This window comes from Naumannella huperziae, from assembly GCF_054073625.1.
The window spans coordinates 2,531,452-2,555,522 of sequence record NZ_JBSXPH010000001.1 but is presented as its reverse complement, the minus strand read 5'-3'; the positions used below and the strand labels follow the sequence as shown (position 1 = coordinate 2,555,522).

The window sequence follows — 24,071 nt, the reverse complement described above, 5'->3', positions numbered from 1 at the left end:
GCGCGGATCGGCGTACAGTTGGGCGCCGACCCCGCAACCGATCCCGCAGCGAGGAGCGCCCGCGTGCCCGAACCCACGACCGTCCACCTGGTGTCGCTGGGCTGCGCGCGCAACGAGGTCGACTCCGAGGAACTGGCGGCACGGCTGGAGACCGGCGGCTTCCGGTTGGTGGACTCCGCCGACGACGCCGAGGCCGTGATGGTGAACACCTGCGGCTTCATCGAGGCGGCGAAGAAGGATTCGATCGACACGATCATGGCCGCCGCCGACCTGAAGGATGCCGGCTCGGCGCGCGCCGTCGTGGCGGTCGGCTGCATGGCCGAGCGCTACGGCAACGAGCTCGCCGAGGCGCTGCCCGAGGCCGATGCGGTGCTCGGCTTCGACGACTACGGGTCCATCGCGGACCGGCTGCGCGGGATCCTGGCCGGCGAGCGGCACGCCCCGCACGTGCCGCGCGACCGGCGTACCCTGCTGCCGATCACACCGATCGACCGGCCGGCGGCCCGTGGCTTCACGCCCGGCCACGGCGACCGGCCGGATCTTCCGTCCGGGATCGCGCCGTCCTCCGGGCCGCGGGCGGCGGTACGCCGTCGCCTGACCGCGGGCCCGATGGCGCCGCTCAAGCTGGCCTCGGGATGCGACCGGCGCTGCACCTTCTGCGCGATACCGGCCTTCCGCGGCTCCTATGTCTCCCGGCCGCCGGACGACGTGCTGGCCGAGGCGCGCTGGCTGGCCGAGCAGGGCGTGCGCGAGGTCTTCCTGGTCAGCGAGAACACGAGTTCCTACGGCAAGGACCTCGGCGACATCCGCGCCCTGGAGAACTTGTTGGGGCAGCTCGCCGGCGTCGACGGGATCGAGCGGATCCGGGTGTCCTACCTGCAGCCGGCCGAGACCCGGCCAGCGCTGGTCGAGGCGATCTGCGGCATTGACAAGGTCGCGCCGTACTTCGACCTTTCCTTCCAGCACGCGTCGGGGCCGGTGCTGCGGGCGATGCGCCGGTTCGGCGATGCCGAGTCCTTCCTGGGCCTGATCGATTCCGTGCGGGCGCTCGCGCCGGAGGCCGGCATCCGGTCCAACTTCATCGTCGGCTTCCCCGGCGAGAGCGCCGATGATCTTGCCGTGTTGCGCGACTTCCTGATCGCGGCGCGGCTGGACGCGATCGGCGTGTTCGGCTATTCCGACGAGGAGGGCACCGCGGCCGTCGACCTGCCGGGTCACCTCGATGCCGAGGAGATCGACGCCCGCCGCGGCGAGTTGGTTGATCTTGCCGATGCGCTGATCGAGCAGCGCGCCGAGGACCGGATCGGCAGCCGGCTCAGCGTGCTGGTCGAGGAACTGGGCGAGGACGGGCCGGTCGGCCGCGCTGCGCACCAGGGCCCGGAGGTGGACGGCCAGACCGCGCTCGTCCGCGGCAGTGCCGAGGTGGGCGAGCTGGTCTGCTGCCGGGTGCTGGCCAGCGAGGGCGCCGACCTTGCCGCGGAGGTGATCTGAGTGGCGGACGAGGGCCGGGTGTCGCCGTGGAACGTGCCGAACGCCCTGACGGTGCTGCGGATCCTGCTGGTGCCGCTGCTCGGCTGGATGTTGATCGCCCACCCCGCCGATCCCGGCTGGCGGATCGCCTCGACCGCGCTCTTCGTGGTGGCGATGATCACCGACCTGATCGACGGCCATCTCGCCCGCAAGCACAACCTGGTGACCAGTTTCGGCAAACTGATGGATCCGATCGCCGACAAGGCGATGACGGGGATGGCGCTGATCGGTCTGAGCGTGATCGGCGAGCTGCCCTGGTGGATCACGATCATCATCTTGGTGCGGGAATGGGGAATCACGATCATGCGGTTCGCGGTGATCAGGTACGGGGTGATCTCGGCCAATCGCGGCGGCAAGACCAAGACCGCCCTGCAGACGGCCGCGATCGTGCTCTTCCTGCTGCCGCTGCCATCGGTGGGCGAACCCTTCTCGGTGATCATGATCCCCGATGTCATCGGCTGGGTGGCGATGATCGGCGCCCTCGTGCTGACGGTGCTGACCGGCCTGGACTACCTGCGCGCGGCATGGCGGCTGGTCCGCGGGACGCCCCGTGATCTTGCCTGACGCCGCTGCGGCGGTCGCGGCGCTGCGCGCGGCCGGGCGTACCGCCGCAACCTGTGAGTCGCTGACCGGCGGCCTGCTCGGCGCGGCAATCACGGCCGTGCCGGGCGCCTCGGTCGTCTATCGCGGCGGGCTGATCACCTATGCGACCGACAGCAAGGAGACCCTGGCCGGCGTACCGGCGCGGGTGCTGGCGCGCTACGGCGCGGTGTCGCCCGAGACCGCCGAACTGCTGGCCGACGGCGCGCGGCGCCGGCTCGGCGCGGATGTCGCCGTGGCGCTCACCGGGGTCGCGGGTCCCGACCCCCAGGAGGGACACCCGGCGGGCACGGTGTGGGTCGGCTGGGCCGACGGGAGGGATCGCGGCGCCGACCGCGTCACCGTCGCCGCCGCGGCGGTGGCCGCCGGCCGTTCGGAGGTGCGGTACGCCGCCGCGACGGCCGCGCTCGCCCGGCTCGTCGACCTCGGCGCCGCCGCTTCGGGCGGGGAATGAACCCCGCCGCCGAGGCGTTGCAGGAACTGGCGAGTCCGGGATGATCAGCCCCCGGCCCGCCCGTCATCGCGTTGGGAAGGTTTGGGTAGAGTCGACACATGGTGGAGGTGGACGTGAGGCCGGTGCTGCTGCGCGAGGCCGTGGGGGAGTCGCTGCGCGAGGCCCGCACGGATCAGGGGCGTACCCTGCGCGAGGTCTCCGCCGATGCCCGGGTCAGCCTGGGCTATCTCTCCGAGGTCGAGCGTGGCCAGAAGGAGGCCTCCTCGGAGTTGCTGGCCTCGATCTGCGAATCCCTCGGCGTGCCGATGTCGGTGCTGCTGCGGACGGTCAGCGACAAGGTCGCGCGGACCGAGTCGCTGAAGTCGCTGCCGATCCCGCCGAAGCGGATCGAGCCCCCCGTCTACGCCGCCTGAGCCCCCCGTCTACGCCGCCTGAGCGCGACGCGACCGCTCAGCCGGCGACGGCCCGCAGCCGCAGACCCTGCGGGGTCAGCCGGAAACCGCTCCCCGTCAGTGCGTCGACCAGCGGGTGCGGCTCGAACACCGGTTGCGCGTCGATGCGTTCCACCAGGACCGTGCCGAGCCAGCCGCGGCGTACCCCGTCCGCGAGCGCAGCCGCAGCGGCGTCGAGCGCGTCCGTGTCGTCGGTGAAGGTGAGCACCGTCCTCGCCCCGCGCTCGACGAAGAGGGCCAGGTTGCCTTCCACGAGCACCACCAGGGCGCCCGGTTTACGACCCGGCCGGTGCCCGGCACGCTCGGGCCAGGGCAGCGCCGCACCGTAGGGATTCGCCGGGTCGGTCGCGGCGAGCAGCACCGTGCCCGCCGCCTGCTCGGCATCGGCGCGCAGCCGGTCCACCGCCCCCGGCAGCGCGAACTGCGCCGCGCCGAGCCCGTCGATCACGTAGCCGCGGCGACACTGGCCCTGCTCCTCCAGCACCGACAGGCCGCGATAGGCGGCACCGAATCCGCCCGCCGAGTTCTCCGCCTGGACGGCGCCGCGGGTCAGCACGGCGTACCGGTCGAGCTGCGCCAACAGCCCCGCGGTGAACCGCGAGTCCGGCGTACCCTCCGGCTCCGGCACCACGGACCAGCGCCCGGCCGTGGTCGGCGAACCGGTCCGCGCCACGCGCGCCGCCCGGACCGCGCTGAGCGCGGTGCGGCTGCGTGGACGGCTCGGCCGCGCGGGTCGCCCGCGCCGTGTGCCCTGGCTCGCCAGCAGCGCCCGCGCCGGTCCGAAGGAGTCGCTGCGCACCAGCCCCGCCCAGACCAGCTGCCACAGGGCGGAGGCCCATTGCGTCCGGCTGGCCTCGCCGGGCAGCAGATCGTCGAAGAACCACGCGCCGCCGCCGGCCAGCCGCCGCAGCAACTCGGTCGCCTCCGGCGATCCCGGGTCGCCCTGCGGCCGCTCCAGCTCGAGGCCGCTGACGCCGAACCGGACCCAGCCGTCATGCTCGCCGATCGCGCCGTCGCCGACCCAGTCGATCTCGCCCGAGGCGAGCAGTTCGTCCAGCATCGCGGGGGTGTAGTCCGCGACTCGCGAGGGAAGCAGCGTGGTTTCCACGCTGGACAGCGGGACCGCCGCCCCGGCAAGCTGCTCGATCGCGCTGAGCACCCCGTCCACCCCGTGCAGGCCGGGCCGCGCGGCGATGCCGTGCCACCGGGGCAGGAAGCGGGCATAGGCGGCCGGCTCGACCGGCTCGATGCCGTCGCGGAGCTTGGCCAGCATCCGGCGACGGATCAGCCCCAGCACCCGGTGGTGACACCACTGGTCGGCCCCGCTCCCGGCCTCGGTGAACCGGGCCTCGACCAGGGCGCCGGCGGAGGTGAGGGCGCGCAACTGCCGCAGCACCGGGGGCTCGCCGATCCCGTAACGATCGGCCAGCTCCGCCGCGGTGAACGGTCCGTGGGTCAGCGCCCAGCGCAGCGTCAGCGCGCCGATCGGGTCGTCGTCGGGCGGGTCCGGCGTGCCGTACCCGGCGGGGGTGGGTACGCCGAGCGCCTCGCGCAACAGGCCGAGATCATCGGCGGCGGCGATCATCGGCCGACCGGCGATCCGAACCTCCGCGACCCGGCGCGCGGCGATCAGGTCGGCCAGCCAGCCGCCCGGATCCTGGGTGGATCGCGCCGCCAGTTCGCCCGGCGCATACGGCCCGGCCGACCGGATCAGGTCGAAGAGTTGCTCGGCGCTGCCCGCCTGCCGCCCCTCGGTGCGCGCCTGCAGCCCGTCCTCGACGCCGGCGATCACGTCCGCGTCCAGCAGTTCGGAGACCGCGTCCTTGCCGAGCAGCTCCGCCAGCAGGCCGAGATCGAGGCTGAGCGCGGCGTTGCGGCGCTCGTTCAGCGGCAGGTCACCGGTGTAGACGTACTCACCGACATAGCCGAACAACAGCGATCGCGCATACGGCGAGGGCTGCGGCGTCTCCACCTCGACGACCGCGAGCTCGCGGCCGGCGGCCCGGCGCTGCACATCGACCAGCCCGGCGAGGTCGAAGACATCGCTCAGGCATTCCCGCATCGTCTCGAGCATGATCGGGAAGTCGGGATGCCGGGCGGCGATGGTGAGCAACTGGGCGGCCCGCATCCGCTGCTGCCACAGCGGCGAGCGCGAGGTCGGGCTGCGCCGGGGCAGCAGCAGCGCCCGCGCCGCGCACTCGCGGAAGCGCGCGGCGAACAGGGCCGAGTCGGCGACCTGCTCGGTGACCAGCTCCTCGACCTGCTCGGCGTCGAAGACGATCAGGTCGGCCGCCGGCGGCGGGGCGTCGGTGTCGGGGATCTGCAGCACGATCCCGTCGTCGCTGGCCCGCGCATGGACCTCGAGCCCGAGGCGGTCGCGGGCGCGGGCCTCGATCAGCAGCGCCCAGGGCGCGAGCACCGCGGTGCCGAAGGGGGCGTGGACGCAGACCCGCCAGTCACCCAGCTCGTCACGGAAGCGCTCGAAGATCACCTGCCGGTCGGTCGGCAGCGCTCCGGTGACGGCCCGCTGCTCGGCCAGATAGTCGACCGCGCCCCGGGCCGCGTTGGCGTCCAGCCCCATCGCCGTCAGCCGCTGCTTCGCCTCCTCCGCCGGAGCCGCCGACAGTTCCCGGGTGAAGGCGCCGAGCGCGCGGCCGAGCTCCAGGGGGCGGCCCTGGGCGTCGCCGCGCCAGAACGGCAGCTTGCCCGGCTGTCCGGGGGCGGGAGAGACCAGGACCTGGTCGTGGGTGATCTCCTCGATCCGCCAGCTCGTGGTGCCCAGGGTGAAGACATCGCCGACGCGCGACTCATAGACCATCTCCTCGTCCAGCTCGCCGACGCGGCGGCCGGGCCCGCGTCGGGTGCCCTCGTCGGAGCCCACCAGGAACACGCCGAACAGGCCTCGGTCGGGGATGGTGCCGCCGGAGATGATCGCGAGCCGCTGGCCGCCCGGCCGGCCGGTCAGCGTGCCGGCCTGCCGGTCCCAGACCAGCCGGGGCCGCAGCTCGCGGAACTCCTCGCTGGGGTAGCGCCCGGCGAGCATGTCGAGCACCGACTCGAACACCCCGCGGGTCAGTCGGGCGAACGGCTGCGCGCGGCGGACCAGGGCGTAGAGGTCGTCGACGCCGATCGGGTCCAGCGCGGTGATCGCGACGATCTGCTGGGCGAGCACGTCGAGCGGGTTGTCCAGGGTCGCCACCTCCTCGATGGCGCCCTCGCGCATCCGCTGCACGACCACGGCGGTCTCCAGCAGGTCGCCGCGGCTGGTCGGGTAGAACGTGCCGCGGCTGGTCGCTCCGACATCGTGGCCGGCCCGGCCGACGCGCTGCAGCCCCCCGGCCACGGACGGCGGCGCCGAGGCCTGGATCACCTGGTCGACCGCCCCCATGTCGATGCCCAGCTCCAGGCTGGAGGTCGCGACCACGCACGGCAGCGTGCCGGCCTTCAGCGCCGACTCGATCTGCTCGCGCTGCTCGCGCGAGACCGACCCGTGGTGCGCCCGGGCGATCACGGCGGTGTCAGGTAGCCCGGCCGAGGTGCCCGCCTGCGCGGGAATCTCCGCGGGCTGGTCGCGCTCGACCGCGATCCCGGACCGCTGGGCGTGCAGCTCGTTGAGCCGGGTGGTCATCCGCTCGGCCTGCCGGCGCGAGTTGGTGAACACGATCGTCGAGCGCGCCTGCCCGATCTGGTCGAGGATCCGCCGCTCGATGTGCGGCCAGATCGACCGGCTGGTCTCGGCCGGGTCGGCATCGGGCGGCGGGGCCAGGTCGGTCATGTCCTCGACCGGGACCACCACGTCGAGATCCCAGCGTTTCTCGCTCGGCGGGGCGACGATGTCGATCGGGCGGGTCGGCGCGCTGCCGGTGAGGAAGGCCGCGACCCGCTCGGGCGGCCGCACGGTTGCCGACAGCCCGATCCGCTGGATGTCGTTGCCGGACAGGGATGCGAGGCGCTCGAGGCCGAGCGCCAGGTGGGCGCCGCGCTTCGTCCCGGCGAGTGCGTGCACCTCATCGATGATCACCGTCTCGACCTCGCGCAAGGTCTCGCGGGCGGCGCTGGTCAGCATCAGGTGCAGCGACTCCGGCGTGGTGATCAAGATGTCCGGCGGGTTGCGCACGAGCCGGCGCCGGTCGCCGGTCGAGGTGTCGCCGGAACGTACCCCGACGCTCAGTTCACGGAACGGTTCGCCCATCCGCTGGGCGGCCTGCGCGATGCCCTGCAGCGGGGCCCGCAGGTTGCGGTCGACGTCCACCGCGAGCGCCTTCAGCGGGGAGACGTAGAGCACGGAGGTACGCGGGGAGGCAGGCGCCGGCCGGGACGCGAGCCGGTCGATGGCGGACAGGAATGCCGCGAGCGTCTTGCCCGAACCGGTGGGCGCGACCACGAGGGTGTGATGACCGCTGCCGATGGCCGCCCAGGCCTGCGACTGCGCCTGCGTCGGGGCCCGGAAGGCACCCGCGAACCACGCGCGGGTGGGCGCGGCGAACCCCGCGAGCGCGTCGCCGCTCGCGATGCCGGTCGTCCGTGCCGTGGTCATCGCACCGATGCTGCCACGCGGCACCGACAGCCGCGGCTCAGCCGAGCTCGACCGGTTGACCGGAGCGGGCGGACTCGTAGGCGGCGGCGACGATGCGCGCCGTGCGTACCCCCACGTGCCCGTCCGGTTGGCGTGCCGTGCGGTCGCGGATGCCGGCGAGGAAGGCGTCGAGCAGCACCGCGTCGGCATCCGCGCCGTAGGACAGCCACGTCTGCCGCCCGCCGGCGAACCCGTCCACCCGCTCGCCGAAGGCGTCCAGGTCGGCGATCCCGGCCTCACCCACGGCCTGCAGGGTGAGCCCGCCCCAGGTCGGATAGTCCGCCGGCTTGGACCAACTGCAGTCGATGGTCAGCAACAGCCCGTTCGCATAGCGCACCGAGACCAGGCCGGCCGTCTCCACGGCCGCGGTCGGGTGCAGCAGATTGTTGCTCTGGGCGTAGACGCTCGCGGCGGGCGTACCGTCGGTCAGCGCATCGACCAGATCGGCGATGTGCACGACATGGTCGGTGAGCGCGCCCCCGCCGGCGAGCTCGGGATCGGCGAACCATCCGCGGCCCGCGGGGAGCTGCCCGTTGTTGGTGCCCGTCAGGGCCCGCAGCTCACCCACCGCGCCCGCGGCGAGCGCCTCGCGGAGCGCCGCGAAGGCCGGGGAGAACCGGACGGGAAAGGCCACCATCAGCGCCACGCCGGCCCGTTCGCAGGCCGCCACCATCGCCTCGGCATCGGCGACCGTGGTCGCCAGGGGCTTCTCGCACAACACGGGTACGCCGGCCGCCGCGGCCTGCTCGACGAAGGGGCGGTGCCGGGCATTCTCGGTACAGATGATCACCCCGTCCAGCCCCTCGGCGTAGAGCTCGTCGACGGTGTCGACGTAGGGGATGGCCGCACTCTCGGCGAGTTCTGCGCCGCGATCCTCACCCGGCGCGTAGGGGCCCGGGTCGGTGGCGACCAGCCGCACGTCCGCCCGCTGCCCGAGCGCCCGCGCATAGCTCAGCGCGTGCGGGTGGGCGAACGAGACGATCCCGATGGTCAACTGATCCGTCGTCATGCCGCCACCACCCCTGCCGGCCGGAGCTCGACCGCGCGACCGGTCGCCAGCGATTCGTTCGCCGCCTCGCCGAGGCGTACCGCGGCCACCCCGTCTGCGGCGTCGACCGGCGGCTCGGGTCCGCCGCGGACCGCCTCGAAGAAGGCGCGCAGCTCGGTCAGGTAAGGGCTCTCCCCGAACGCGGCAGCGGGCAGCAGGCCGCGGGAGGCGCCGGCATCGCCGCCGTCGACCCGCAGGGCGGTGTGGGCCGCGGAATCGTGGTGCACCAGACCCGCGGGCCCCGCAATCTCGAAGGTCGTGCGGAAGGCGGTGCCCGGCGCGGCCCAGGTGCCGGTGACATAGCTCAGGGCGCCGCCGTCGTGGGTCAGCACGATCTGGGCCGAGCTGACGCCCTGCGGGCCGCCGGAGGTGGCGCGGGCGTGCACCCTGACCACCTCGCCGGCCGTCCAGCGGGCGAAGTCGAGGTCGTGGATCATCTGGTCCATCACGATGCCGCCGCTGCGCGCGGTGTCGTAGAACCACTCGCGGGCCGGCCGCGTACCGGTCCGGGAGAAGCGCTGCACCGCGATCGGGCCGAGCGCACCCGAGGCGACGTGGGCCCGCATCGCCCGGTACTCGGGGAAGAACCGGACGACATGGCCGGGAAACAACCGCACTCCGGCCTCGGCACAGATCCGCTGCATCTCGTCGGCCGCCGCAGCGGTCAGCGCGAGCGGCTTCTCGCAGACCACGTGCACCCCGGCGGCCGCCGCGGCGGCGGCGACCTCCGGATGGGACGGGGTGGGGGTGCAGATGTCCGCGATCTCCGCACCGTCGAGCGCCGCGTCGAGATCGGGGGCGACCTCGACCCGGGCGGCTCCGGCCGCCAGTCGTTCGGCGCCCTCGACGGAATGGATGCGGACGGTGGCACCGAGCGCGAGCCACGCGGCCAGGTGCGGTGAGGCGATGCCGCCGGCGCCGATCAGGGCGACGACGGGCGGGCGATTGTTCACGGGACTCCTTTGGCCGGTGTGGGCAGCGGCCGGTGTGGGCAGCGGCCGGTGTGGGCAGCGGCCGGTGTGGGCAGCGCGGGACCGAGTCTTGCAGGCTCGGTCTGGCTACGCTGACCGGGTGCGCGAGACCGAGCTCTGGGAGCGGCTGGACAGGCATCTGGGTGCGGCCTACAGCCATGTCTGGGCGGCGCAGACCGTGTTGCCGGATCTCGGTCGCACCGTGGAGGAGGCGATCGCGGTGGGCGTACCGTTCAAACGAATCTGGCGCGCCGTCTGGCTGGCGCTGGAACTGCCCGCAAGCGAGCGCTGACCTCCGCGGCGTGTCGCTTGGGTTCGAACACCTGTTCGCCTAGGTTTTCCACTGGGTACGCAAACGGCGGGATTTCTCCACAGATTCCCACCGGCCCACCCGATTGTCAGACCCCGCTCCTACGGTCTGGAAGTGATGAAGAAGCACAACAGCTCCCGCCCGAGCGGGGCGCGAACGCACAAGCAGCGTGAAGAGACCCACAAGCAGCGTGAAGAGAAAGGTGCCGGCATGGCCGTCGCAGATCGCGAGAAGGCGCTGGAGACGGCGCTCGCCCAGATCGAGAAGACCCACGGCAAGGGCTCGGTGATGCGGTTGGGGGAGGAGACCCGCGCGCCGGTCGAGACCATCCCCACCGGATCGATCGCGCTGGATGTCGCCCTCGGCATCGGCGGCCTGCCGCGCGGCCGGGTGGTGGAGATCTACGGCCCGGAGTCCTCGGGCAAGACGACGGTGGCGCTGCACGCCATCGCCAATGCGCAGGCCGCGGGCGGCATCTGCGGATTCATCGATGCCGAGCACGCGCTGGATCCGGAGTACGCCAAGAAGCTCGGCGTCGACACCGATGCGCTGCTGGTCTCCCAGCCCGACAACGGCGAGCAGGCCCTGGAGATCGCCGACATGCTGGTCCGCTCGGGCGCGCTGGACCTGATCGTGATCGACTCGGTCGCCGCGCTGACCCCGCGCGCCGAGATCGAGGGCGAGATGGGCGACAGCCACGTCGGCCTGCAGGCGCGGCTGATGAGCCAGGCACTGCGCAAGATGACCGGCGCGCTGAGCGGCGCCGGCACGACCGCGATCTTCATCAACCAGTTGCGGGAGAAGATCGGGGTGATGTTCGGCTCGCCCGAGACGACGACCGGTGGCCGCGCCCTGAAGTTCTACTCCTCGGTGCGGCTGGACGTGCGGCGGATCGAGACGCTGAAGGACGGCACCGACATGGTCGGCAACCGCACCCGCGTCAAGGTCGTGAAGAACAAGGTGGCCCCGCCGTTCAAGCAGGCCGAGTTCGACATCCTCTACGGCCAGGGCATCAGCCGCGAGGGCAGCCTGATCGACATGGGCGTCGACAACGGCATCATCCGCAAGGCCGGCGCCTGGTTCACCTACGAGGGCGATCAGCTCGGCCAGGGCAAGGAGAATGCCCGCACCTACCTGAAGACCAATCCCGACGTCGCCAACGAGATCGAGAAGCGGATCAAGGAGAAGCTCGGCATCGGCCCGCAGGTCGACGTGCCCGCCGGGGTCGACCCGGTGACCGGGGAGGTCGCGTTCTGAGCCGTCGCGACACCGGCCCCGGCCCGGGCGACGACCGCGCCGCGGATCCCGACGCCGATCCCGAGGAGCTGGCGCGCACGATCGTGTTGCGCCAGCTCACCGGGCAGGCCCGCACCCGCGTCGAGCTGGAGCGAATCCTTGCCCGCAAGGGGATCCCGGAGGACGCCGCGCGGGCGGTGCTGGACCGACTCGGCGAGGTCGGGTTGGTCGATGACCAGGCCTTTGCGCAGGCGTGGGTGGAGTCGCGCCAGCAGCGCCGGCACCTGTCCCGCAGCGCGCTGAAGCGTGAGCTGGCCCGCAAGGGCGTCGAGCCGGAGGTGATCACCGACGCCGTCGCCGGGGTGGACAGCGACGACGAATTGGGCGCGGCGCGCGCCCTCGCGGAGAAGAAGACCAGGTCGATGGGCGGCCTCGACCCCGAGGTTCGCCGGCGTCGCCTGGCCGGCGCGCTCGCCCGCCGTGGCTTCGGGCCCGGCATCGTCTACCGCGTCCTCGATGAGATGGCGGGCGGCCTCGACGAGTCCGCCGTCGAGGACGCCATGCGTACCGGCGACGGCTGAGCCCCGCGCGGCCCGGCTTCGCCGCCGCGGTCCGCGGCCGTCACGCATTAGGGTCGGGGCGTGCCGACACCGGACTTCATCCTCGAACTGCGCGACAAGATCGGCACGGCGCCGCTGTGGCTGACCGGCGTGACCGCGGTGGTGATCAAGGACGAGCCGGGCGCCGGGCGTCAGGTGCTGTGTGTGCGCCGCGCGGACACGGGGGAGTGGACGCCGGTGACCGGGATCGTGGATCCGGGCGAGCACCCCGCCGATGCCGCGGTTCGCGAGGTCGCAGAGGAAGCGGCGGTGACCGCATCGCCGACCAGGCTGGCAAAGGTCGGTGTGACGAGCATGATCACCTACGCCAACGGCGACCGGACCCGCTACATCGACCTGACCTGGCGGCTGACCTGGTCCGCGGGCGTACCCCACCCGGCCGACGGGGAGAACACCGAGGCGGCCTGGTTCGCCCCGGACGACCTGCCCGCGATGTCTGCCGAGATGGCCGCCCGCGTCGCGGCGGCGCTGCCCGAGCGCGGTGAGGCGGTGTTCTGACCCGGATCGGGACCGACCGTCGGGGCCCGGCCCCGGCGGCGCCGGTGGGCCGCGGGCGGGCTGCCGCCCTCCTGTGTGACGATGTTCGCCGTGGCGTACCACATCGAACGCATCCGTTCCGAGATCCCGGCGCTGGCCGGTGGCCCGGCCTTCTTCGACTCCCCGGGGGGTACGCAGCTTCCGGCGCCGGTGATCGAGGCGATGGTGGCGGCGATGTCCGCGCCCTTGTCGAACCGGACGACTCTCACCGAGGGTGGACGCAATGCGGAGCGGATCACGATCGAGGCCCGGGCCGCGATGGCGGACCTGCTCGGTGCCGCGCCGGAACGAGTCGTCTTCGGGCGCTCGGCGACCATGCTGACCTTCGACCTGGCCCGAACCCTCGCCTTCGGCTGGGCGCCCGGCGACGAGGTGGTGGTCACCCGGCTCGATCACGACGGGAACATCCGGCCCTGGGTGATCGCGGCCGAGCGGGCCGGGGCCACGGTCCGGTTCTGCGACTTCGATCCCGAATCGGGGGAGCTGACCCCGCAGCATCTGCGCAAGGTGGTGACCGAGGACACCGTCCTGGTCGCGCTGCCCGGCGCCTCGAATCTGATCGGCACGGTGCCGGACCTGCCCGCCCTGGTCCGGATCGGTCACGAGGTGGCCGCGCACGTACACATCGACGCGGTGCACCTGGCGGCGCACCGCCGGGTCGATCTCGCAGCTCTCGGGGCGGACACGCTGACGACCTCGCCCTACAAGCTGTGCGGGCCGCACCTCGGGGTCCTGACCGCGGCCCCGGACGCCATCGACGAGCTGCGGCCGGACAAGCTGCTGCCGTCGCCGGACATCGTTCCCGAGCGGTTCGAGCTGGGCACGCTGCCGTACGAGCTGCTGGCGGGGCTGCCGGCGGTGGCCGACTGGCTGGCCGGTCTGGACGACGCGGCCACGGGAACCCGGTCGGAGCGGCTGGATGTCTCGCTCGCCGCTGCCGAGCAGCACGAGGACGCGCTCGCCATGCAACTGCTCGAGGCGCTGCCCGACCTGCCGGGCGTCACGAATCTGTCGCGTGCGGCCGATCGCACCCCGACCACGCTGCTGATCTTCGACGAGATCTCCGCCGCCGAGGTGGCACAGCAACTCGCCGGCGAACGGATCCAGGCACCCGCGGGCCACTTCTACGCCTGGGAGGCGAGCCACCGGCTCGGACTGCGCGACGCCGGCGGCCTGCGGATCGGCTTCGCGCCCTACAACGACGCGGCCGAGGTCGAGCGGCTCGTCCGGGCCCTCGCCGCCGCGACGAGCTGACGCTGCTCGCGGCGCGGCGCCGCGGCTCGGTCGCCCCCGTGCAGGTCAGACCTCCTGGGCGACCGCTTCCTGTTTCGGCGCGCGCCCTCGGCGCGACAGCCGCCGCTGCACGGCCGTCGCCAGGCTGGTCAGGCCGAAGTTGAGCACGATCACGATGGCGGCTCCGACCAGGAAGGAGACGATCAGGTTGCCGCGGCCGCTGGCGAGCGTCTGCAGGCTACGCAGCAGCTCGGGGTAGGTGATGATGTAGCCGAGCGCGGTGTCTTTGAGGATGACCACAAGCTGGTTCAGCAGCGACGGCAGCATCGCGGTGATCGCCTGCGGCAACAAGATCGCCCGCAGCGTCTGCCCCTCGGTCAGGCCGACCGTCAGGCCGGCCTCGCGCTGGCCTCGCGGCAGCGACCCCACCCCCGACCGGACCAGCTCCGCGATCACGGTCGAGTTGTAGAGCACCAGGCCGCAGACCACGCCCAGCAGCGGCAGCATCGGACCGGACACCAGGCCGCTGAACAGAAAGGTGGTGTAGAAGAAGACCATCAGCACCAGCACCGGCACGCTGCGGAAGAACTCCACGAAGACCCCGCAGACGACCCGGATCGCCGGCACCGTGGACACCCGCCCCATGCCGAGCGCGATCCCGAGCAGCAACGCCAACACCACGGAGATCAACGCCGCCTGCAGCGTGTTGATCAGACCCGGAATCACGTAGTACAGCCAGGTGCTCGGCTCGGTGAAGGGCTGCCACATCTCCGGGCCGAGCTGGGCGCGCATCAACCAGATCACCCAGCCGACCGCGCCGGCGGCGAGCGCCACGGCCACCACGCCGAGGACAACATTGAGGCGCCGGCCCCGTGGACCGGGAACATCGAACAGCACGGGTACATCGCTCATCGCTGCACCGCCAGCCTGCGGGACAACCAGGTGAACAACGCGCCGACGGGCAGCGTCAGGATGACGAAGCCGATCGCGACGATCAGGAAGATCCACAACCCCAGGTCAGGCCGGAACTCGATCATCTGCTGCATCACGACCGACGGGCCGACGACGCCGATCGCGGCCGCCACCGTGGTGTTCTTGATCAGCGCCACCAAGGTGTTGCCGAGCGGCGCCAGGGCGCCGCGCAGCGCCTGCGGCAAGATCACCAGGCCCAGTGCCGCAAAGAAGCCCAGCCCGATGGTCCGGGCGGCCTCCGCCTGACCGGGCGGCACGGTGTTGATGCCGGAGCGCAACGCCTCGCACACATAGGCCGCGTGGTACAGCGACAGGCCGATGGTCGCCCAGAAGAACGTCTGGGCGGTGAAGTCGGCCCCCGGGCCGAGCGGCTGCAACCCCAGGGTGACCGCGAAGCCGATGTAGAGCAGCGTGATCAGGTAGGTCAGCGGGGTGTTGCGAAAGATGAAGACGTACGCTCCGCCGATCGCCCGCATCACCGACGACGGGGCCACCCGCATCACGGCGATCACCAGCCCGATGATGCCGGCACCGACGATGGTCGCGGCGGACAGTTTGATGGTGAGCCAGAACGCTCCCAGCACATCGAACTGAGCGATCGCCTCGGCCAGTCCCTCCACGTCACCTCCCGTGACTGGTGCCGCGCCGGATGCCCGCGAACGAGTTGCCGCGGGCACCGGCGTGGCGCTGTGTCATCTGATCAGGAACAGGCGTCCATCTGCTTCGGCGGGTTGTACTCGGCGTTCGGCTTGAAGCCCGAGGTGCCGACCGTCTTGTCCAGCGCGGTCTGCCACTCACCGGAGTCGACCATCTTGGTGATCGCGGAATTGATCTTGTTGCAGAGCTCGACATCGCCCTTCTTGATGCCGACGCCGTAGCGCTCCTCGCTGAACGGCTTGCCGACCACCTTGATCTTGCCCTCGTACTGCGGCTGGGCGGCGAAGCCGGCGAGAATCACGTCGTCGGTGGTGACGGCATCCACGCCGCCGTTCACCAACTGCGTGACGCAGGTCGCGTAGTCGGGGAACTCCTGCAGGTCCACCTGGTCGGCGTACTCGTCCTTGATCTTCTGCGCCGGCGTCGAGCCGGTGACCGAGCACAGCTTCTTGCCGTTCAGCGAATCCGGACCCGTGATGTCGGTATTGTCCGAGCGCACCAGCAGATCCTGGCCGGCCACGAAGTACGGCCCGCCGAAGGAGACCTTCTCCTTACGGGTATCGGTGATCGAGTAGGTGGCGAAGATCATCTGCACCTGCCCGCCCTGCAGCATCGTCTCGCGCTGGGCCGAGGGCGACTCGACGAAGTTCACATTGCTGTAGCCGAGCTCCTTGGCGACATAGCGCGCGACCTCGACATCGAACCCGGAGAAGTCGTTGCCCTCCTTCAACCCGAGGCCGGGCTGGTTGAACTTGATGCCGATCGTGACGGACTCGCCGCCACTCGCCCCGCCCGGGGCGGCGCCCGGCTGGCTGACACAGCCGGCGGCGGCGAGGGCGACCGCGGCGGTCGCGGCGGCCGCGGCCAACAACTTTTTCGTCTTCATTGGTTTCCTCCGGTTGCTCGACACGGGTCGGTAGGGGGTTCGGCGGTCAGTGGGTGAGGATCTTGCCGAGGAAGTCCTTGGCGCGGGTGGACTGCGGATTGGTGAAGAACTCCTCGGGGGTGTTCTCCTCGACGATCTGGCCGTCGGCCATGAACACGACACGATTGGCGGCCTTGCGCGCGAAGCCCATCTCGTGGGTCACCACCACCATGGTCATCCCGGCCTTCGCCAGATCGATCATCACGTCGAGCACCTCGTTGACCATCTCGGGGTCCAGCGCCGAGGTCGGCTCGTCGAACAGGATCACCTTCGGCTCCATCGCCAGCGCCCGCGCGATCGCGACGCGCTGTTGCTGGCCGCCGGACAACTGGGCCGGCAGCTTCTGCGCCTGGTTGGCGACGCCGACGCGATCCAGCAGCTCCATGGCGCGCTTGTTGGCCTCGCTCGTGCTCTTGCGGCGTACCTTGGTCGGTCCGAGCGTCACATTGTCGAGCACGCTCTTGTGGGCGAACAGGTTGAACTGCTGGAACACCATCCCGACGTCGGCGCGCAGCCGGGCGAGCGCCTTGCCCTCCGCGGGCAGCGCCTTGCCGTCCAGCGTGATCGTCCCGCTGTCGATCGTCTCCAGGCGGTTGATCGTGCGGCACAGCGTGGACTTGCCCGAGCCCGATGGCCCGATCACGACGACCACCTCGCCGCGATTGACGGTGAGATCGATGTCCTGCAGCACGTGCAGCGAACCGAAATGCTTGTTCACCTGATCGAGCACGACCAAGGGCTCGCCGGTCGGCGCGGTGGGCTCGGAGGTCATGGGGTGACCCTAGGGCAGCGGGGCCGCCGATTGCGCCCGGTAATGGTTGAGATTCGATTACGTTCGGCGCCGCTCGTAGGATCTGTGCTGCCATGACGACCACCATCACGCCGCGCACCTACCAGGTCCGCACCTACGGCTGCCAGATGAATGTGCACGACTCCGAGCGGATCGGCGGACTGCTCGAGGACGCCGGGTACGCCCGCGCCGCCGACGGCGAGGACGCGGACGTGGTGGTCTTCAACACCTGCGCGGTCCGGGAGAACGCCGACAACCGGCTGTATGGCAATCTCGGCCATCTGCTGCCGACCAAGCAGGCGCGACCGGGCATGCAGATCGCCGTCGGCGGCTGCCTCGCACAGAAGGACCGCGACACCATCACCGATCGCGCACCCTGGGTCGATGTCGTCTTCGGCACCCACAACGTGGGTGCGCTGCCGGTGCTGCTGGAGCGGGCGAGGGTGCAGCAGGAGTCCCAGGTCGAGATCGTCGAGGCGCTGCAGACGTTTCCCTCCGACCTGCCGACCCGGCGCGATTCGGCCTACGCCGCGTGGGTGTCGATCAGCGTGGGCTGCAACAACACCTGCACCTTCTGCATCGTGCCGGCGCTGCGCGGCAAGGAGACCGACCGGCGGCCCGGCGAGATCCTCGCCGAGATCGAGGCGCTGGTCGCCGAGGGGGTGCAGGAGATCACGCTGCTCGGCCAGAACGTCAACGCCTACGGCGTGGAGTTCGGCGACCGGCAGGCGTTCGCCAAGCTGCTGCGGGCCTGCGGCGAGATCGACGGCCTGGAGCGGGTCCGGTTCACCAGCCCGCATCCGAAGGACTTCACCTCCGACGTGATCGCCGCGATGGCGCAGACCCCGAACGTGATGCCGCAGTTGCACATGCCGCTGCAATCGGGGTCGTCGGCGGTGCTGAAGGCGATGCGGCGCTCCTACCGGCAGGAGCGCTACCTGGCGATCATCGACGAGGTGCGCGAGGCCATCCCGCATGCCGCGATCACCACCGACATCATCGTCGGCTTTCCCGGCGAGACCGAGGCCGACTTCGCCGAGACCCTGCGGGTGGCAGAGCGCGCGCGGTTCGCCGCGGCGTTCACCTTCCAGTACTCCAAGCGGCCCGGTACGCCCGCCGCGACGATGCCGGACCAGGTCGAGAAGGCGGTCGTCCAGGAGCGCTACGAGCGGCTGGTGGCCCTGGTCGACGACATCGCGTGGTCGGAGAACAAGGCGTTGGTCGGCGAGACCGTCGAGGTGATGTTCGCCGACGGGGAGGGGCGCAAGGACGCCGCGACCGCGCGGATGTCGGGGCGCGCCCGCGACAATCGGCTGGTGCATGTGGCGGTGCCCGAGGATCCGGCGCTGCGGCCCCGCCCGGGCGACATCGCGCACGCGCGGATCAGCCGTGCCGCGCCCCATCACCTGACCGCCGACGCCGGGATCAGCGGGCTGCGGCGAACCCGTGGCGGCGACGCCTGGGCCGCCCGCACCGCCGAGCCGACGCGCGCGGTCGGGCTGGGCATGCCGGGGATCGGCCGCCCAGCGCCCGAGCCGGCGTCCGGGCCGGCCTGCGGCGCGCTCTGACAGCCTCGGGTCGCGGCTGCTCGATCGCCCCCTTGGTCGGTCAGGATGTCGCCCATGTCCAATGACTGGAACTGGTGGTTCGCGAGCGAATACGGGCGCGACCAGATCTTGCGCGAGGGCCTGGAGAACGCGGCGGTCGAGGCCGCGGCGGCGGAGCGGCGTACCAGCCGGCTGCGCAGCGAGCTGACCGCACTGCAGGGCAGTCTCGAACAACGCATCGCCGCGCTCAGCCGCGCCTTCGACGCCTACGTCGAACTCGGCGATGTGCGCGAACAACTCGCCGCCTTTCCCGACACCTCACGCGCGCGGCTGGATGCGCTGCGCGCGATCGACGCGCTCGGCTCCGGGCGCAGCGCCCCGCCGCTGGCCGTCGGCGACGGCGGCTACTGGCTGGTCCACGGCTGCAATGCGGTGATCGCGCGCTCCGGCGGTACGCCCGATGCCGCCGTCGAGGCGGAGGCCGCGCGGCTCGGCGGCGGCGACTTCGAACTGTTCTGGGTGGCGACCCTCGGCGCGCTCGGCCGCGGCGCCGAGACTGCCGACAGGCTCGGCGCGGTGCTGGCCAGCGACGGCACGCTCAGCCCGCACCAGGCGGCCGTGCTGGACGCTGTCGCCCTCGGCGATTTCGGCCCGCGACCCGACCTGACGGCGCTGCGCGATGCCGTCGAGGCCGACCCGGCGGAGAACTGGGACGCCTGGCTCGGGGGGTTCGGGCGGACCGACCCCGACCGGATCACGGCGTTGGTCCGCCTGATCGATGCCGACACCGCCGCTGCGCCGGACGCGCCGGGCGGTGCCGACCCGTCCCCGGGGCAGGCGGGCTCGGGACAGGCGGCCTCGGACCCGGGCGCCGAACGCTCCGACGCCGTCCGCGCTCGGCTGCGCGGCGCGGTCGCCGAGATCGTCGGCCGCGGGCACGGCGAGGAGGCGCCGCTGCTGGCGCGGGCCCGTGAGCTGCGCGGGATCGTGGAGCATCCGGCGGCGCAGGCGATTCCCGAGCCGGAACGGGTGTCGGCGGCCGAGGCCGTCCGCTCGGCGATCGCCGATCCGAACACCGATCCGCAGGTACGCCGCGTCCTGGTCGGGGTGGCTGCCCGCCCGCTCTCCGACTGGCTCGATCGCGCCGGGCCGGCCGATCCGGAGCCGACCGCGGTCGTGCTGCGCAGCTACGGAACCTCGATCACGATCACCGCCGACAGTGTCGACGAGGAGCAGGTCGCGCAGGCCCGCTCGCGGATGGCGGCCGACGTGGCACCGGCGCGGGTCGTCCCGCTCCTCGCCGCAGCCGCGGCGGCGCTGGTGCTCGCGATCGTCTTGTTCGTCCTCCGGCAGCCGTTCGGTGGGGTGCTCGCGGTTCTCGCGGCGCTCGGGCTGGCGGGCTGGGCCGCGGTGCGCCGGAATCGCCGGCGGATCGCGCTGGACTCGGCGAGCGAGGAACGCCGGCGACTCGATCGTGAGGTGGACGAGGCGCGGGGGCAGGCGGCCGCCGCCGATCAGGCGGCGCGCCGCCGCGCGGTCGAGACCGCCGCCGCCGCCGGCGAACTGCGATCCCGCCTGACGCCGCCCGCGACCGTATCGGCGACCGCCGGATCGGCGGGTGCGTCGGCGTACTGGCCGACCGCCTGATCGCCGCCCGGGCGCGCACCGGGCCGAGAACGTGGAAGGGGTCCCACCGTTCGGTGGGACCCCGCGAGCTGTCGCGCCGACGCGTGTCCGAACGCGTCAGGCGGCCGTCACTGCTGTGGCGGGTCCGCCGGCGGCTGGTCGGCCGGCGGCTGGTCGGCTGGCGGCGCGCCCTCGGGCTGCGCCTCGCCACCGAACTGGCCGCGCGCGAACTCCTGGCCCTGGTCGACCTGTCCGGCGAACTTGCCGCCGGTCTGCTGGTCGACGAAGTCACCGGCCTTGTCGATGCCCTGATTCACGGCGTCGGGGTTCTGCCCGGCGAGATCCTTGGCCTTGTCGAAGATGCCCATCAGATTCCTTCCTCGGTTGGGTACTGACGGCGCGGCCGCGATGACGACCGCACCGCCCATCATGCTGGGGTCGCCGCGTCGCGTAAAGAACCCCATGGGGTGAACGGCTCGGGAACTTCCGGCGACCCGCGGGAAGCGGCACTGGAATACTTCGAGGCGTGTCCACGCCCCCGCTGCTCGTCCTGAACGGGCCGACCGCCAGCGGTAAGAGCGGCCTGGCGATCGCGCTGGCGGAGCGGTTGTCGGCGGCGGGCCGGCCGGCCGAGATCGTGAATGCCGACTCGATGCTCGTCTACCGCGGGATGGACATCGGCACCGCGAAGCCCACCCGCGACGAGCAGGCCCGCGTACCGCATCACCTGATCGACATCCTCGATCCGCACGAACCGGCGGCCGTCGCGGACTTCCAGCGCCTGGCGCGCGACCGGATCGGCGCCCTGCGCGATCGCGGGGTGCTGCCGATCCTCGCCGGCGGCTCGGCCCTGTACGTGCGCGCCATCGTCGACGAGTTCGACTTCCCCGGCACCGATCCCGCCGTGCGGGCCCGCTGGGAGACCGAGTTGGCGAGGGTCGGCGCACCGGCGTTGCACCGGGAGCTGGCCCTACGCGCGCCGGGTGCCGCGGCGCGCATCCTGCCGGGCAACGGGCGCCGGATCGTCCGCGCGTTGGAGCTGCACGAGCTCGGCGCCGCGGTCTCCGGACGGCTCCCGCCGCCGCGCTACGCCCTGCCCGCCGTCGCGCAGTTGGGCCTCGAGATCGACCGCGACGCGCTGGATCGCCGGATCGCCGATCGCGTCGAGCGGATGTGGGCGGACGGCTTCGTCGAGGAGGTACGCCGACTCGCCGCCGACGGCCTCGCGGACACCCCCACCGCCTCCCGGGCGCTCGGCTACTCGCAGTTGCTGCGCCACCTCGCCGGCGAGCTGACCGAGGACGAGGCGCGCGGCGCGACGATCGCCGCCACCCGCCGCTTCGCCCGCAAGCAACTCGGCTGGTTCCGCCGCGATCCGCGCATCCGCTGGTACCCCGCACTCGATCCCGACCTGGCATCGCGCATCCTCGCCGATGCGCAACACTGGGATCATGCGTAGCTGGCCTTTCGCGAAGGGACACGGGACCCACAACGACTTCGTGATCATCAACGACCGGCACCAGATGTATGACCCGACTCCCGACGAGGTCCGATTCCTCTGCGACCGGCGAGCCGGGATCGGCGGGGACGGCGTGTTGCGGGTCGTCCGCGCCGGCTATGTCGAGGACTGGGACGGCGATCCGGACGTGTGGTTCATGGATTACCGCAATGCCGACGGTTCCGTCGCGGAGATGTGCGGCAACGGGGTGCGGGTGTTCGCCCGCTACCTGGTGGAGGAGGGGCTGGCGATGGGGGAGCGGATCCCGATCGCCACCCGCAACGGTCTGCTGTCGGCCGAACTGCTGCCCAATCAGTGGGTGCGCGTCGAGATGGGCGCGGTCACGGTCGCCGAGGAAGGCGTACGCGTGGGCGTCGGGGGCCAGGACTGGCCGGCGCTGACGGTGGACGTCGGCAACCCCCACGCCGTCGTCGAGCCGGGCGAGTTGTCCCGCCTGGATCTGCGCACCGCCCCGGCCTGGCAGCCCGACACCGCCTATCCGCACGGGGTCAACATCGAGTTCGTCTCGCTGGTCGAGCCCGGGCGGATCGCGATGCGGGTCTTCGAGCGCGGCGTCGGGGAAACCCGCTCCTGCGGCACCGGAACCGTGGCGGCCGCCGCCGCGACGGCGTACCGCACGGGCGACGAGCGTCCGCGCTGGCGGGTGGACGTCCCCGGCGGAACCGTCGAGGTCGAACTCGCCGACGGTCGCGCCAGCCTGGCCGGCCCCGCGGAGATCGTCGCCCGTGGGGAGGTCCAGTTGCCGGATCGCGCGGCCGCCTGAGCGGCGCCGCCGATCCGCGCCCGCGCTCTGGGCGAGGTCGCGCAAATCGTTCGCGGGCCTTGGTGCGGTGTGCGATTCTTGGTCGAAGATGACGAACGCTGCACACCACCTGCCCGAGGAGTCGGCCGCCGACGAGTTCATCCCCGCCGATCTCGCCGACCCCGACGATCCGATCGACGACCTCTCGCCCGACGATCCCGAGAACTTCGACGGGGACCAGCTCGATCTGGCCGAGCGCAACTCCTTGCGCCGCGTCGCCGGTCTGTCCACCGAGCTCGCCGATGTCACCGAGGTCGAGTACCGTCAGCTCCGGCTGGAGCGGGTGGTCCTGGTCAGCGTCTGGACGACCGGATCGCAGGTCGATGCCGACAATGCCATGGCCGAGCTGAAGCTGCTCGCGGAGACCGCCGGATCACAGGTCCTGGAGGGCGTGGTGCAGCGCCGCGGCAAACCCGATCCCGCGACCTACATCGGCCGCGGCAAGGTCGCGGAGCTGCGCGAGATCGTGGTCGCCACCGGTGCCGACACCGTGGTCTGCGACGGTGAGCTCGCCCCGGCGCAACTGCGCAATCTGGAGGACCGGGTCAAGGTCAAGGTGATCGACCGGACCATGCTGATCCTCGACATCTTCGCCCAGCACGCCAAGTCCGTGGAAGGCAAGACGCAGGTCGAGCTGGCCCAGCTCAACTACCTCAAGCAGCGGCTGCGCGGCTGGGGCGGAAACCTGTCCCGGCAGGTCGGCGGCCGGGCGTCGGGCGGTGCCGGCATGGGTGGCCGCGGTCCCGGCGAGACCAAGCTGGAGACCGACCGGCGCCGGATCAACCACCGGATCGCCCAGCTCCGGGTGAAGCTGCGCGAACTGGACGTGACCCGGCAGACCAAGCGCGCCAACCGCGAGCGCAACAAGGTGCCGTCGGTGGCGATCGTGGGCTACACCAATGCCGGCAAGTCGAGCCTGCTGAACCGGCTGACCGGCGCCGGGGTGTTGGTCGAGGATGCGCTGTTCGCCACGCTGGACCCGACCACCCGGCGCTCGGAGGCCCAGGACGGGCGCGAGTTCACGCTGACCGACACCGTCGGGTTCGTCCGGCATCTCCCGCACGACCTGGTGGAGGCCTTCGCCTCGACGCTGGAGGAATCCGCCACCGCCGACCTGCTGCTGCACGTCGTGGACGGGTCCGACCCGGACCCCGCGGGCCAGATCTCGGCCGTGCGGGGTGTGCTCGCCGAGATCGGAGCGGGCCGGCTGCCCGAACTGCTGGTGATCAACAAGACCGACCGGGCCGACGAGGCGACGCTGACGGCCCTGCGTACCGCCCATCCGGATGCCGTGTTCGTGTCCGCCCGGACCGGCGCGGGGATCGCCGAGTTGCGCGAGCGGGTCTGGGCGGGGCTGCCCCGGCCGGAGGCGGAGGTGGCCGCCCTGGTGCCCTACGAGCGCGGGGACCTGATCAACAAGATCCATCAGCACGGCGAGTTGATCGACGCCGAGCACACGCCGGACGGTACGCGGGTCCGGGCGCGGGTCTATCCCGAGCTGGCCGCCGAGCTGGAGCCCTACCGGTCGGTCGACGCCTGAGCGGGTACGCCGTCGCGACACGGCCGCCCGCAACCGCGAGCCGGCCCGTCGCCGCCGCGTAGGGTGGGGCGGTGACCGAGGAGCCCGAGCCGCGCGATCTGCCGCGCGAGATCCTCGAGGCGGCGG

Annotated in this window: 22 protein-coding genes; 14 read left to right on the top strand and 8 right to left on the bottom strand. The window is 72.1% G+C overall.

All coding sequences use genetic code 11. From position 1 onward, the window contains the following. Positions 1–63: 63 nt before the first annotated feature. The 4 genes from rimO (at position 64) to ACXDC7_RS12085 (ending at position 2,997) form a co-directional block, all read left to right on the top strand. Positions 64–1,491 carry a 30S ribosomal protein S12 methylthiotransferase RimO gene (gene rimO / locus ACXDC7_RS12100; protein WP_459222289.1) on the top strand — a complete coding sequence of 476 codons (1,428 nt, stop codon included), beginning with the start codon at positions 64–66 and terminating at the stop codon, positions 1,489–1,491. Then, positions 1,492–2,094, top strand: a complete 603-nt coding sequence (gene pgsA / locus ACXDC7_RS12095; protein ID WP_179446156.1) for a CDP-diacylglycerol--glycerol-3-phosphate 3-phosphatidyltransferase — start codon at positions 1,492–1,494, stop codon at positions 2,092–2,094. Beyond that, positions 2,081–2,584 (top strand): nicotinamide-nucleotide amidohydrolase family protein, encoded by a 504-nt coding sequence (locus ACXDC7_RS12090; protein WP_179446157.1) that lies wholly within the window; start codon positions 2,081–2,083, stop codon positions 2,582–2,584. Before pgsA ends, ACXDC7_RS12090 begins: the two co-directional genes overlap by 14 nt. A 113-nt stretch (positions 2,585–2,697) precedes the next feature. Further along, positions 2,698–2,997, top strand: coding sequence for a helix-turn-helix domain-containing protein (locus ACXDC7_RS12085; RefSeq protein WP_343046028.1), 300 nt, complete (start codon positions 2,698–2,700; stop codon positions 2,995–2,997). A gap of 37 nt (positions 2,998–3,034) precedes the next feature. Here the strand turns inward: ACXDC7_RS12085 and ACXDC7_RS12080 are convergent, their stop codons facing one another. From ACXDC7_RS12080 to ACXDC7_RS12070, 3 genes are read right to left on the bottom strand one after another with little or no spacing between them, the layout of a single operon-like run. Beyond that, the gene (locus ACXDC7_RS12080) at positions 3,035–7,573 is read right to left on the bottom strand and encodes an ATP-dependent helicase (RefSeq protein WP_459222288.1); all 4,539 of its coding nucleotides are present in this window, start codon (positions 7,571–7,573) and stop codon (positions 3,035–3,037) included. A gap of 37 nt (positions 7,574–7,610) precedes the next feature. After that, positions 7,611–8,621, bottom strand: coding sequence for a Gfo/Idh/MocA family protein (locus ACXDC7_RS12075; protein WP_459222287.1), 1,011 nt, complete (start codon positions 8,619–8,621; stop codon positions 7,611–7,613). Further along, positions 8,618–9,613, bottom strand: a complete 996-nt coding sequence (locus ACXDC7_RS12070) for a Gfo/Idh/MocA family protein (RefSeq protein WP_459222286.1) — start codon at positions 9,611–9,613, stop codon at positions 8,618–8,620. The genes ACXDC7_RS12075 and ACXDC7_RS12070 overlap by 4 nt, the downstream gene beginning before the upstream one ends. A 118-nt stretch (positions 9,614–9,731) precedes the next feature. On the opposite strand from ACXDC7_RS12070, the gene ACXDC7_RS12065 reads away from it, so the two are divergent. The 5 genes from ACXDC7_RS12065 (at position 9,732) to ACXDC7_RS12045 (ending at position 13,588) form a co-directional block, all read left to right on the top strand. Next, positions 9,732–9,923 (top strand): DUF3046 domain-containing protein, encoded by a 192-nt coding sequence (locus tag ACXDC7_RS12065; protein ID WP_179446162.1) that lies wholly within the window; start codon positions 9,732–9,734, stop codon positions 9,921–9,923. 228 nt (positions 9,924–10,151) lie between these two features. Then, positions 10,152–11,198 carry a recombinase RecA gene (recA, locus tag ACXDC7_RS12060; RefSeq protein WP_179446163.1) on the top strand — a complete coding sequence of 349 codons (1,047 nt, stop codon included), beginning with the start codon at positions 10,152–10,154 and terminating at the stop codon, positions 11,196–11,198. Positions 11,199–11,281: 83 nt separating this feature from the next. Continuing rightward, positions 11,282–11,758, top strand: coding sequence for a regulatory protein RecX (locus tag ACXDC7_RS12055; RefSeq protein WP_459222285.1), 477 nt, complete (start codon positions 11,282–11,284; stop codon positions 11,756–11,758). A 60-nt stretch (positions 11,759–11,818) separates the two neighbouring features. Then, positions 11,819–12,295 carry an NUDIX hydrolase gene (locus tag ACXDC7_RS12050; RefSeq protein WP_459222284.1) on the top strand — a complete coding sequence of 159 codons (477 nt, stop codon included), beginning with the start codon at positions 11,819–11,821 and terminating at the stop codon, positions 12,293–12,295. A 90-nt stretch (positions 12,296–12,385) separates the two neighbouring features. Next, positions 12,386–13,588, top strand: coding sequence for a cysteine desulfurase-like protein (locus ACXDC7_RS12045; RefSeq protein ID WP_459222283.1), 1,203 nt, complete (start codon positions 12,386–12,388; stop codon positions 13,586–13,588). Between the two features lie 45 nt (positions 13,589–13,633). On the opposite strand, the gene ACXDC7_RS12040 is transcribed toward ACXDC7_RS12045, so the two are convergent. From ACXDC7_RS12040 to ACXDC7_RS12025, 4 genes are all read right to left on the bottom strand, one after another. After that, entirely contained in the window at positions 13,634–14,479 is an 846-nt protein-coding gene (locus ACXDC7_RS12040; protein ID WP_459222282.1) for an amino acid ABC transporter permease, read from the bottom strand. After that, positions 14,476–15,159 (bottom strand): amino acid ABC transporter permease, encoded by a 684-nt coding sequence (locus tag ACXDC7_RS12035; protein ID WP_343045988.1) that lies wholly within the window; start codon positions 15,157–15,159, stop codon positions 14,476–14,478. The genes ACXDC7_RS12040 and ACXDC7_RS12035 overlap by 4 nt, the downstream gene beginning before the upstream one ends. 80 nt (positions 15,160–15,239) lie before the next feature. Continuing rightward, positions 15,240–16,082 carry a glutamate ABC transporter substrate-binding protein gene (locus ACXDC7_RS12030; RefSeq protein ID WP_459222281.1) on the bottom strand — a complete coding sequence of 281 codons (843 nt, stop codon included), beginning with the start codon at positions 16,080–16,082 and terminating at the stop codon, positions 15,240–15,242. A gap of 46 nt (positions 16,083–16,128) precedes the next feature. Continuing rightward, positions 16,129–16,893, bottom strand: a complete 765-nt coding sequence (locus ACXDC7_RS12025) for an amino acid ABC transporter ATP-binding protein (protein WP_179446168.1) — start codon at positions 16,891–16,893, stop codon at positions 16,129–16,131. Between the two features lie 92 nt (positions 16,894–16,985). Between ACXDC7_RS12025 and miaB the strand changes: the two genes are divergently transcribed. Further along, the gene (gene miaB / locus ACXDC7_RS12020) at positions 16,986–18,479 is read left to right on the top strand and encodes a tRNA (N6-isopentenyl adenosine(37)-C2)-methylthiotransferase MiaB (protein WP_179446169.1); all 1,494 of its coding nucleotides are present in this window, start codon (positions 16,986–16,988) and stop codon (positions 18,477–18,479) included. A 54-nt stretch (positions 18,480–18,533) separates the two neighbouring features. Next, positions 18,534–20,105: a hypothetical protein gene (locus ACXDC7_RS12015; protein ID WP_459222280.1), complete on the top strand. Its 1,572-nt coding sequence runs from the start codon at positions 18,534–18,536 to the stop codon at positions 20,103–20,105. Positions 20,106–20,212: 107 nt separating this feature from the next. Here the strand turns inward: ACXDC7_RS12015 and ACXDC7_RS12010 are convergent, their stop codons facing one another. Next, positions 20,213–20,452, bottom strand: a complete 240-nt coding sequence (locus tag ACXDC7_RS12010) for an antitoxin (RefSeq protein WP_179446171.1) — start codon at positions 20,450–20,452, stop codon at positions 20,213–20,215. A 158-nt stretch (positions 20,453–20,610) separates the two neighbouring features. Here ACXDC7_RS12010 and miaA point away from each other — a divergent pair, with 158 nt between their 5' ends. The 3 genes from miaA to hflX all read left to right on the top strand — a co-directional run bounded on the left by miaA (position 20,611) and on the right by hflX (position 23,945). Further along, positions 20,611–21,543 carry a tRNA (adenosine(37)-N6)-dimethylallyltransferase MiaA gene (gene miaA, locus ACXDC7_RS12005; protein WP_459222279.1) on the top strand — a complete coding sequence of 311 codons (933 nt, stop codon included), beginning with the start codon at positions 20,611–20,613 and terminating at the stop codon, positions 21,541–21,543. After that, entirely contained in the window at positions 21,536–22,366 is an 831-nt protein-coding gene (gene dapF, locus ACXDC7_RS12000) for a diaminopimelate epimerase (protein ID WP_459222278.1), read from the top strand. Before miaA ends, dapF begins: the two co-directional genes overlap by 8 nt. 88 nt (positions 22,367–22,454) lie before the next feature. Further along, positions 22,455–23,945, top strand: a complete 1,491-nt coding sequence (gene hflX / locus ACXDC7_RS11995) for a GTPase HflX (RefSeq protein ID WP_179446174.1) — start codon at positions 22,455–22,457, stop codon at positions 23,943–23,945. Positions 23,946–24,071: the final 126 nt, after the last annotated feature.